At 64.5% G+C, this 9,716-nt stretch carries 10 protein-coding genes and 1 pseudogene; 9 read left to right on the forward strand and 2 right to left on the reverse strand.

Going from position 1 to position 9,716, the window contains the following annotated elements; all coding sequences use genetic code 11:
- Positions 1 to 55: 55 nt before the first annotated feature.
- The 5 genes from ACT9T4_RS23505 (at position 56) to ACT9T4_RS23525 (ending at position 4,267) form a co-directional block, all read left to right on the forward strand.
- Positions 56 to 967 carry a DUF72 domain-containing protein gene (locus ACT9T4_RS23505; protein ID WP_499119228.1) on the forward strand — a complete coding sequence of 304 codons (912 nt, stop codon included), beginning with the start codon at positions 56 to 58 and terminating at the stop codon, positions 965 to 967.
- Positions 964 to 1,743, forward strand: a complete 780-nt coding sequence (locus ACT9T4_RS23510; RefSeq protein ID WP_042555692.1) for an endonuclease/exonuclease/phosphatase family protein — start codon at positions 964 to 966, stop codon at positions 1,741 to 1,743. Before ACT9T4_RS23505 ends, ACT9T4_RS23510 begins: the two co-directional genes overlap by 4 nt.
- Positions 1,740 to 2,972, forward strand: a complete 1,233-nt coding sequence (gene clsB, locus ACT9T4_RS23515) for a cardiolipin synthase ClsB (RefSeq protein ID WP_042555691.1) — start codon at positions 1,740 to 1,742, stop codon at positions 2,970 to 2,972. The genes ACT9T4_RS23510 and clsB overlap by 4 nt, the downstream gene beginning before the upstream one ends.
- Positions 2,969 to 3,961, forward strand: coding sequence for a lysylphosphatidylglycerol synthase domain-containing protein (locus ACT9T4_RS23520; protein ID WP_042555690.1), 993 nt, complete (start codon positions 2,969 to 2,971; stop codon positions 3,959 to 3,961). Before clsB ends, ACT9T4_RS23520 begins: the two co-directional genes overlap by 4 nt.
- A gap of 93 nt (positions 3,962 to 4,054) precedes the next feature.
- Positions 4,055 to 4,267, forward strand: a complete 213-nt coding sequence (locus ACT9T4_RS23525; RefSeq protein WP_042555689.1) for a DUF3079 domain-containing protein — start codon at positions 4,055 to 4,057, stop codon at positions 4,265 to 4,267.
- Here ACT9T4_RS23525 and ACT9T4_RS23530 read toward each other — a convergent pair.
- Positions 4,264 to 5,490 (reverse strand): PrpF domain-containing protein, encoded by a 1,227-nt coding sequence (locus ACT9T4_RS23530; RefSeq protein ID WP_499119230.1) that lies wholly within the window; start codon positions 5,488 to 5,490, stop codon positions 4,264 to 4,266. The genes ACT9T4_RS23525 and ACT9T4_RS23530 overlap by 4 nt on opposite strands.
- A gap of 619 nt (positions 5,491 to 6,109) precedes the next feature.
- On the opposite strand from ACT9T4_RS23530, the pseudogene ACT9T4_RS23535 reads away from it, so the two are divergent.
- Positions 6,110 to 6,217, forward strand: a pseudogene (locus ACT9T4_RS23535) (GNAT family N-acetyltransferase); the annotation flags it as partial.
- Here the strand turns inward: ACT9T4_RS23535 and pdxR are convergent.
- The gene (gene pdxR, locus ACT9T4_RS23540) at positions 6,214 to 7,686 is read right to left on the reverse strand and encodes a MocR-like pyridoxine biosynthesis transcription factor PdxR (protein ID WP_499119232.1); all 1,473 of its coding nucleotides are present in this window, start codon (positions 7,684 to 7,686) and stop codon (positions 6,214 to 6,216) included. The pseudogene ACT9T4_RS23535 and the gene pdxR sit on opposite strands and share 4 nt — an antisense overlap.
- A gap of 90 nt (positions 7,687 to 7,776) precedes the next feature.
- Here pdxR and ACT9T4_RS23545 point away from each other — a divergent pair, with 90 nt between their 5' ends.
- The 3 genes from ACT9T4_RS23545 to ACT9T4_RS23555 are packed head-to-tail and all read left to right on the forward strand — an operon-like array spanning position 7,777 to position 9,560.
- Positions 7,777 to 8,403: an FMN-binding negative transcriptional regulator gene (locus ACT9T4_RS23545; RefSeq protein ID WP_499119234.1), complete on the forward strand. Its 627-nt coding sequence runs from the start codon at positions 7,777 to 7,779 to the stop codon at positions 8,401 to 8,403.
- Positions 8,404 to 8,423: 20 nt separating this feature from the next.
- Complete coding sequence (locus tag ACT9T4_RS23550; protein WP_042555686.1) at positions 8,424 to 8,861, forward strand: GNAT family N-acetyltransferase; 438 nt, start codon at positions 8,424 to 8,426, stop codon at positions 8,859 to 8,861.
- Between the two features lie 15 nt (positions 8,862 to 8,876).
- Positions 8,877 to 9,560, forward strand: a complete 684-nt coding sequence (locus ACT9T4_RS23555) for a GNAT family N-acetyltransferase (protein ID WP_499119236.1) — start codon at positions 8,877 to 8,879, stop codon at positions 9,558 to 9,560.
- Positions 9,561 to 9,716: the final 156 nt, after the last annotated feature.

The following is a 9,716-nucleotide window of genomic DNA, read 5'->3' on the forward strand; positions in this document are numbered from 1 at the left end:
GACGGCATCCGGTTGGGTGCTTGCCGCTTGGCGCCTGTTGCTTGGGTGAATCACCTTGAGCCGCATCCATATTGGCATCTCCGGCTGGCGTTACGCGCCATGGCGGGGTGAGTTCTATCCCCAGGGCCTGCGTCAGAAGGAGGAGCTGGAGTTCGCCTCCCGGGCCGTCAACAGCATCGAGATCAACGGCTCGTTCTACGCCCTGCAGACGCCCGAGCGCTATGCCGGCTGGGCCAGCGAGACGCCTGAGGGGTTTCGTTTCGCGGTCAAGGCGCCGCGCTACATCACCCACATACGCCGCCTGAACGACGTAGCCACGCCGATCGCCAATTTCTTCGCCTCGGGGCCTCTGCAACTCGGCGACAGACTCGGCCCGTTCCTGTGGCAGTTCCCGCCGAGCATGGTCTTCGATGAGCAGCGCTTCGCCGACTTTCTCGCCTTGCTGCCCAAAGATACCGAACAGGCACAACGCTGTGCCCGCGAAGCGGATCGGCAGAGCGAAGGCAGTCTCGACGCACCCCATCACCAGCGTCTGCGACATGCCGTGGAAATCCGCCATGGCAGTTTCCGGGACCCGGTCTTCATCGCCCTGCTGCGCAAGCACAAGGTGGCGCTGGTGTTCGCTGACAGTGGCGGCAAGTGGCCCTACGCCGAAGACCTGACGAGCGACTTCGTGTACCTGCGCCTGCACGGCAACAAGAAACTCTACGCCAGCGGCTACGATGAGCCTGCGCTGGCCCACTGGCACCAGCGCATCGCCACCTGGAGCCGCGGCAACCAGCCAGGCGATGCGCAATTGATCGATGCCCACAAGCCTCGTGCCAGGGCCTCGCGCGACGTCTACTGCTATTTCGACAACGATCTCAAGGTACGCGCCCCCTACGACGCCTACTCGCTTTTACAGCAGTTCGACCTGGCCGAGGGGCTGCCCAATGCCCCAGGCCGGTCGCCAGGAGTTTCCCAATGAGCACCCACCAACCGGCACCGACCGAACTGGCTACGGCGGTCCACACGCTGAAGATTCTCACGGTCAATACCCACAAGGGGTTCACCGCTCTGAATCGGCGTTTCATCCTGCCGGAGCTGCGCGATGCGGTCCGCACGTTGTCGGCGGACATGGTGTTCCTGCAGGAGGTGCACGGTACCCACGAGCACCACGCCAAGCGCTACGAAGAATGGCCAGCGACGCCACAATACGAGTTTCTCGCCGACAGCATGTGGCCGCAGTTCGCCTACGGCCGCAATGCCGTTTACCCCCACGGCGACCACGGCAATGCACTGCTGTCGAAGTTTCCCATCCTGCGCCACGAGAACCTGGATATCTCCATTGGCACCCAGGAGCAGCGCGGGCTGCTGCACTCGGTGCTCGACGTGCCGGGCCACGCCGAAGTACACGCCATCTGCGTGCACCTGGGGCTGCGGGAAATCCATCGCAAGCAGCAGCTCGGTCTGCTCTGCAAGGTGCTCGACCGCCTGCCTGCCGATGCGCCGGTGATCGTCGCGGGTGACTTCAACGACTGGCGCAAACGTGCCGACGGGTTGCTGGCCGCCAGCGGTCTGAAGGAAGCCTTCGTCAGCGAACATGGCGCGCCGGCAAAGAGCTTTCCCGCGCGCTGGCCGCTGCTCTGCCTGGATCGCATCTACGTGCGCAACGCAACCACTCAAAACCCGCAGGTGCTGTCGACCCGCCCCTGGTCGCACCTGTCGGATCATGCACCGTTGGCTGTGGAGATACGGCTATGAAGTACGACTGGCGTGATGGCAACCAGGTCGATTTGCTGATCAACGGCGAGGATTTCTTTCCTGCCGTGTTCGAAAGCATCCGCAACGCCCAGCGCGAGGTGCTGCTGGAAACCTTCATCATCTTCGAAGACAAGGTCGGCATGGAGCTGCAGGAAGCGTTGATCGCTGCCGCGCATAACGGCGCCCGGGTGGAGATCACCGTGGACGGCTACGGTACCGCCGACCTGTCGAAAGAATACGTCGCGGCGCTGGTCGCTGCCGGCGTACGCGTGCACATGTTCGATCCGGGCAAGCGCCTGATGGGCATGCGCACCAACCTGTTCCGCCGCCTGCACCGCAAGATCGTGGTGATCGACAGCGAGCTGGCCTACATCGGCGGCATCAACTATGGCGTCGATCACCTCATCGCCAATGGGCCGATGGCCAAGCAGGACTACGCGCTTCGCGTTCGCGGGCCGATCGTTGCCGATCTGCACGCTGCCAGCGAGCGCCTGCTGCAAGCGCGCGACGACCGTGAAGTGGCCCTGCGCCGCAGCAATCAGCCGACTCAGCATCGTCATGCAGGCAACAGCCGGATGCTCATGGCGATCCGCGACAACGGCGACGACACCAACACCATCGAACAGCATTACCTGGACGCCATCCGCAACGCCCAGCATCGCCTGGTGGTGGCCAACGCCTATTTCTTTCCCGGCTACCGCCTGCTGCGCGAATTGCGCAACGCGGCGCGGCGTGGGGTCAAGGTCACCCTGATTCTTCAGGGCCAACCGGACATGCCGCTGGTGCGGTTGTGCTCGCGGCTGACCTACAACTACCTGCTGCGCGACGGCGTGACCATCTACGAATACTGCCAGCGCCCGCTGCACGGCAAGGTGGCGCTGGCCGACCACGAATGGTCGACCGTGGGCTCCAGCAATCTGGACCCCCTGAGCCTGTCGCTGAATCTGGAAGCCAACGTGATCGTCCGTGACCCGGCCCTCAATCGCCGGTTATACGAGCACCTGATGGAACTGGCCACCTCGAGCTGCAAATCGGTGCCGCTCAAGCGGGTGATGCGCGGCTACTGGTGGCGCGCGCCGCTGATCTTCATGTGCTTCCACTTCCTGCGCCACTTTCCGGCCATCGCCGGCTGGTTCCCGGCCCACTCGCCACGGCTCAAGCTCTTGCAACCGAACGTCGAGGCGCCACAGTGCAACACCCTGCAGATCGACCAGGAGAAAGTCTCGTGAGCGAGCCCGACGACAAGCAAGGCAAACCGGTATGGCGCTGGGCCAAGCGCCTGCTGACCCTGTGCTTTTTCATCCTGGTGCCGGTGCTGCTGTTCATGCTGGTCAAGAACCTCGACTGGCAGGAAGTCAGCAAGGCCCTGCGCGGTTACAGCAGCGGCATTCTGCTCGCCGCGATCGGCGTCTCGGCGCTGAGCTACGCCGTGTACTCGAGCTTCGACCTGATCGGCCGCGCCTACACCGGCCACAAGCTGCCAGCGCGGCAGATCCTGCCGCTGACCTTCGTCTGCTACGCCTTCACGCTCAACCTGAGTTCCTGGGTGGGCGGCGTCGCCCTGCGCTATCGCCTGTATTCGCGCCTCGGCCTCAAGGTTTCGACCATCACCCGCGTATTGAGCATGAGCCTGATCACCAACTGGCTGGGTTACATCCTGCTGGCAGGCGTGATCTTCACCTTCGGCCTGCTCAAGCTGCCGGAAGGCTGGGCCATCGGCGCCACGGGCCTGCGCATCATCGGCCTGGCGTTGCTGGCGGTGGGCATCGGCTACCTGCTCGCCTGCCAGTTCTCCAAACGCCGAACCTGGAAGGTGCGTGGCCATGAACTGACCCTCCCTGCGCTGCCGATGGCGCTGTTGCAGGCGGGCCTGGGTGCACTGAACTGGTCGCTGATGGCGCTGATCATCTACCTGTTGCTGCCGGAAGAAGCCTTCTACCCGATGATTCTCGGCATTCTGATGATCAGCAGTATCGCCGGGGTGATCACCCATATTCCGGCCGGGCTGGGCGTCATCGAGGCGGTGTTCATTGCTCTGCTGCAGCACGAAATGTCCAAGGGCAGCATCGTCGCCGCGCTGATCGGCTACCGGGCGATCTACTTCCTGTTGCCACTGGCCGTCGCCTGCGTGGTGTATCTGGTGCTGGAAAAACGGGCCAAGAAGCTGCGCCAGAACGGCAATCAGGACGCTTCCAGCGAAGCGACCGACCCGGCCTGAGGTTCAGCATCGACAGCGGCCCTGCTGACCCAGGTCAAGGGCCGCGACGCCAGACGCGCTAGCTTGAGTTCGAGACTCACAGGAGTGCGCGACATGGCCAAGAAATTCCCCCTGCTCCCGAAGAACCCCCAGCGCGTCTGCTGGGGGTGCGACCGCTATTGCGCTGCCGACGACCTGGAGTGTGGCAACGGTGCAGGCCGCACCCAGCATCCCAGCGAAATGCTCGGTGACGACTGGTACCTGCATGGCGACTGGGGCATCGAGCCTCCTCCCGCCGAACAGAACCCGAAACAGCGCCTGGTCTAGCGCTGGGTCAACGGCAATAGTGCTTCGACCAGCCCTGGCGATGCCCGATACAGCGGTACGTGGCCGCGCAACAATACCTGCGCCGTGCGCCGATAGGCGGCACTGCTGACCTGCAGTTTGCCGTCGCGCTCACGGGCCACCACCGTGGTGGCGAGAACGCCCGCCGGGTTTTCGATGGCCACCTCGATATCGGCGAACTCGTCAGACGGCGCGGCAAGCCCCGTAGCCACCTGCCAGGCCACTGAGCCCGGGATCAGTGCAGCAGCAGCCAGGCAGCAGCCACCGGAAACCGCCATCGAAGCATGCAGTGCCTGGGGCGTGAAATAACGCACCGAAATATTACCGCCTGCCTGGGGTGGGCCGACGATGCAGACCTTGGGCTGGGTTTCGCTGCGCGCCAGTTCGTCCGCCGTCATCAGCTCGCCGTCGCGGCGGCGCAGCTTCATCCGCAACCCCGCTTCGACCCACACGCGGCGCAGGTCAGCCATGAAGGCCTGGTCGTTCTGCAGGTCGGCGAGGGGCTCATGGGCGGTCTTGCCAAAATCGCTGGCCAGGGTGATGACCATCGGCACTGCCACATCGACACAGGACACCGCACGCCCGTCGATCTGTTCGACCGCCTGCCCGGTCGGCAGCAACTGCCCGGTCTTGGCGCCCACGGGATCGTGCAGAAACAGATCGACCGAGGGAAATTCGCCGCCGACACCGGGAATCGACGCACAGACCAGCGCGCCTTCGGCAGTACGTCCGATGCGCCCGGTGCTGATCACTCCGGTATTGCTGTTGCGAATGCTGATGTCACGGCTTTCGCCCGCCGCTGCCGTCACCAGGCCAACGTCCAGCGCCCACAGCGGCAACGCGCTGGACAGGTTGCCGCAATTCACGCTCCAGTCGATGGCGGCGTGATCACTGGCCAGTTGCGCCAGGGTGCTGACCAATCGCTCGCCGTCACGGGTCGCTTCCCAGTCGACGAAGAACACCTTGTTGCTGGTCGGCGCACCACGGCCCAGGCCGGTGATCTGACGATTGCCGGGCTGCGAGCCACTCAGGGGCACCCCCATCAGATGGCGCAGCAGTTCCTCACGCAGCACCGAATCCGCAGGCGCGAACGGTTCCCAGATCACCAGGCCGGTGGACGTCCCGCCGCGCACATGGTGCACCGGAAACTCGAGCAGGCCCTCACGCAGACGGGGATGAAATTCGGCAGACTGCAACATCCGCATCGGCAGTTCCTCGTGCTTGGGTGGGCGCCCATCTTAACCTGTTCAGGGGCTTCGCCTGGTCGGGCGGTGGTGCGATCGTTCGGTCGGCTGAAGCCCACCCTACCCCCAGGGCATCGACCGTAGGGTGGCGCTTTAGCCCACCAAAGCCATTCAACGCCGAGGTGGCTGGTGGCTCAGAGCATGCGGTTCAGTACTTGGGGCTGTGGCCGTTGTTGTGGTGGGCTGAAGCCCACCCTACTCCCAAGGCATCGACCGTAGGGTGGGGCTTCAGCCCACCAAAGCCATTCAACGCCGATGGTGGCTGGCTATTCAGAGCATGCGGTTCGGAGCTTCGGGCTGTGAGCGTTTTCGGTGGTGGGCTGAAGCCCACCCTACTCCCCAGGGGCATCGACCGTAGGGTGGCGCTTTAACCCACCAAAGCCATTCAACGCCGATGGTGGCTGGCTATTCAGAGCATGCGGTTCGGAGCTTCGGGCTGTGAGCGTTTTCGGTGGTGGGCTGAAGCCCACCCTACTCCCCAGGGGCATCGACCGTAGGGTGGCGCTTTAACCCACCAAAGCCATTCAACGCCGATGGTGGCTCAGAGCATGCGGCTCGGAGCTTGGGCTGTGAGCGTTAACGAATCATGCCCGACGGGCGCAAGTGCAACTCGGTGCGTTTCAGCATCATCGACAGTGGGTGGCCCGCCGTGAAGACTCGTCTACAGGCGAAGATGGCGCCTTTTTAATCAGACAGTTTCCAGGCACCCTGCAAGGCCTGCAAGGCCTCGCCGATCGCCTTTTCCGGCACCGCCGCGAAACCCAGTACCAAGCCAGCGCGATCGTCCATCGACGTATCGCCGCCAGGTAGCCAGTAGTTGCTGAGTGGGTTGATCTCCACACCCACCGTCGCCGCACCGGCAACCAGTTCCCGTTCTCGCGCCAGGCTTTCGCAGCGCACGCTCAGATGCAGGCCAGCGTGTACATCGGGCAGCGGCTCGCAGCCCGGCAGACTTTGCGGCCAGCCCGCCAGCAGCGCATCCCGACGGGCGCGGGCGGCATTGCGCATGCGGCGGATGTGCCGCTGAAAATGCCCGGCGGCGATGAACGCGGCCATCACCGCCTGGGTGCCGACCTCCGAGTGGCGCATATCCACCGCACGACGCCGGGAGAAGGCAGTGGCCAGACGGGGTGGCAGCACCAGATAGCCAAGCCGCAGCGCCGGAAAGGCGATTTTGCAGAAAGTGCCGACATAGAGCACACGCTGCCCACGATCCAGTGCGGCCAACGGCGCCAGCGGCGTGCCGCTGTAACGGTACTCGCCGTCGTAATCGTCCTCGATGATCCAGGCATCGTTACGCTCGGCCCAGTCGAGCAGCGCCAGGCGCCTGGGCAGTGACAGCGTCACCCCGGTCGGATACTGGTGCGAAGGCGTGACATAGGCCAGCCGGCACGCCCCTGCCCGCTCCAACTGCGCGACATCCAGGCCGTCGCCATCGACGGCAATACCGCGCAGCTGCGCGCCGGCAACGCTGAAGGCATGGCCGGCGGCACGGTACCCCGGATCTTCGACGGCCACCGGATCACCCGGCTCGACCAGTAATTGCGCGCACAGGCTGATCGCCTGCTGTGCGCCGCAGGTGACGATGATCTGCGCCGGATCGCACTGCAGGCCCCGGCTGCTGCGCAGATAGGCGGCGATCAGTTCGCGCAGTTGCGGGTCACCCGCCGGATCGCCGTAGCCCAGCCGTGCCGGTGACGGCCTGCGCCAGAAACGCGCCGACAGCCGCGCCCAGGTCTCGAACGGAAACAGATCGAAAGCCGGCACGCCAACCCGAAACGCCCGCGGTGCGCCGGCTAACGGTGCCGGCAGATGGTACTCGTCGAGCCGTTGCAGCGCGGCGCTACTGGCCGTGCCCGGCACATCTGCGGCTGGCGGCTCCGCGACCGCGGAGATGGCGGCCACATAGGTGCCATCACCCACCCGGCCCTGCACGTAGCCTTCGGCATAGAGCTGATCCAGCGCACGGTTCACCGTATTGCGGGACACCCCCAGGCGCTCGGCCAATTGCCGGCTGGCGGGCAGTCGGGTGCCGCCAGGCAGACGGCCGTCGAGCACGCGTTCGCGCAGGGCTTGGTAGAGCTGGCGGGACAATCCCTTGCCAGACTGCAGATGCAGGCCGGAAAGGTCGACCGGCAAAGAAGCTGAAGACGCCATTAATTGGCCCTACGAAAGTCACTTAAAATGGATCTTACAACAGACCAATGGCAGTTCTAGCATGAGTCCGTCCACCTACGGGAATGCTCCATGTACGTACCCTCCGCATTTCGCCAGAACGACCTCGCCGCCCTGCACCGGGAGATTGCCGACTGCCGCCTGGCTACCCTGATCAGCCATGGCGAGAACGGCTTGCAAGCCAGCCATCTGCCCTTGCTGCTGCGCCCCGGAGAAGGCCGCAACGGCACGCTGTACGGCCACCTGGCGCGGGCCAATCCGCATTGGCAGGTACTGGCCGAAGGCGGTGAAGCGCTGGTGATCTTCAACAGCGCCGATGCCTATATCAGCCCGTCCTGGTATCCGGCCAAGGCCGAGCACGGCAAGGTGGTGCCAACCTGGAATTACATCGCAGTGCATGCCTACGGCCAGGCCGCGGTTTTCGATGACAGCGAGCGCCTGCTGAGCCTGCTCGACGAACTCAGCGCCCGTCACGAGAACCCGCGCCCGCAACCCTGGGCACTGAACGATGCACCCCGGGAGTACATCGCCGGCATGCTGCGCGCCATCGTCGGCTTCGCCCTGCCCATCGAGCGCCTGGAGGGCAAATGGAAGCTTGGCCAGAACCACAGCGAAGCGGATCGCCAGGGCGTGCATGACGGTCTCAGCGCCAGCGCTGATCCCCGCGACCGCGCCCTGGCGCAGCGCATGAATGACTAATCACCGAGGAGACTTCGATCATGGAAATACGCGCAATCACCGCTGACGATCAGGCTGCCTGGTCGCCACTCTGGCAGGGCTATCTGCGCTTCTACGGGCAGCAGATGCCCGAGGCCACCACAGCCCTGACCTGGCAACGCTTTCTCGCTGACGACGAACCGATGCATGCGGCTCTCGCCTGGCACGAAGGGCGCGCCATCGGCCTGGTGCACTGGATTTTCCACCGCTCCTGCTGGACGACCGGCGATTACTGTTACCTGCAGGATCTGTTCGTCGACGAAAGCGTTCGCGGCAGCGGCGCCGGGCGCGGGCTGATCGAGCATGTTTACGCTCAGGCCAAGCTGGCTGGCGCTTCGCGGGTGCACTGGCTGACCCATGAAAGCAACACCACCGCCATGCGGCTCTACGATCACATCGCCGACCGCTCCGGTTTCGTGCAATACCGCAAGCAGCTGTAATCAGGAACCCAGACCATGACCGACGACACCCTGCTCGACTGGACACCCGTTTCGCCGCCACCGCGCAGCGCCATCGACGGCCGCTACGTGTGCCTGGAACCGCTGGACGCAGCAGCGCATGGCGATGATCTCTGGGAGGCGTTGCAAGGAGTGGACAGCGACCCTGCCTTATGGGATTACCTGCCCTATGGTCCGTTCGCCGAGCGCGCCGGGTTCGATGCCTGGCTGCAGGACAAGCAAAGCACCAGTGACCCGCTGTTCCTCAGCGTGATCGACAAGACCAGCGGGCGTGCCGTAGGGCTGCTGTCCTTCCTGCGTATCGCGCCCGCCGACGGCTGTATCGAAATCGGCCATATCGCCTTTGGCCACGCCATGCAGCGCTCCCCCGCCTCAACCGAGGCGATCTGGCTGCTGATGAGCCTGGCGATGGACGACCTGGGCAATCGGCGCCTGGAGTGGAAGTGCAATGCACGCAACGCCCGCTCGCTGCGCGCCGCCGAACGCCTGGGTTTCGTTCACGAGGGGTTGTTTCGCCAGCACGCGGTAATCAAGGGACAGAACCGCGATACCGCCTGGTTCTCGATCATCGACAGCGAATGGCCGCAATGCCGCGACGCCCTACAACGCTGGCTGTCGCCCGACAACTTCGACGAACATGGCAAGCAGCGGCAGCGCCTGGAAGCATTGCGGGCGAGATAGATATCTATCGGGCAGCCTCAACCACGCATCACGTCACCAATCGCCAGCAAGCTGGCTCCTACGGGATCCCCACTATCGCGTAGGAGCGTCGCCCTCGGCGCGAAAGCGGTAGCGGCCATCCCGCAACCTCGCACCACGGCCACCATTCGCCAGCAA

It is taken from the genome of Pseudomonas sp. SZ40 (assembly GCF_052958135.1).

What these genes read in the sequence shown, in the direction of transcription:
- ACT9T4_RS23510 (WP_042555692.1), top strand. Translation starts at nt 964, where the DNA reads ATGAGCACCCACCAACCGGCACCGACCGAACTGGCTACGGCGGTCCAC.
- clsB (WP_042555691.1), top strand. Translation starts at nt 1,740, where the DNA reads ATGAAGTACGACTGGCGTGATGGCAACCAGGTCGATTTGCTGATCAAC.
- ACT9T4_RS23525 (WP_042555689.1), top strand. Translation starts at nt 4,055, where the DNA reads ATGGCCAAGAAATTCCCCCTGCTCCCGAAGAACCCCCAGCGCGTCTGC.
- ACT9T4_RS23530 (WP_499119230.1), bottom strand. Translation starts at nt 5,490, where the DNA reads ATGCGGATGTTGCAGTCTGCCGAATTTCATCCCCGTCTGCGTGAGGGC.
- pdxR (WP_499119232.1), bottom strand. Translation starts at nt 7,686, where the DNA reads ATGGCGTCTTCAGCTTCTTTGCCGGTCGACCTTTCCGGCCTGCATCTG.
- ACT9T4_RS23545 (WP_499119234.1), top strand. Translation starts at nt 7,777, where the DNA reads ATGTACGTACCCTCCGCATTTCGCCAGAACGACCTCGCCGCCCTGCAC.
- ACT9T4_RS23550 (WP_042555686.1), top strand. Translation starts at nt 8,424, where the DNA reads ATGGAAATACGCGCAATCACCGCTGACGATCAGGCTGCCTGGTCGCCA.
- ACT9T4_RS23555 (WP_499119236.1), top strand. Translation starts at nt 8,877, where the DNA reads ATGACCGACGACACCCTGCTCGACTGGACACCCGTTTCGCCGCCACCG.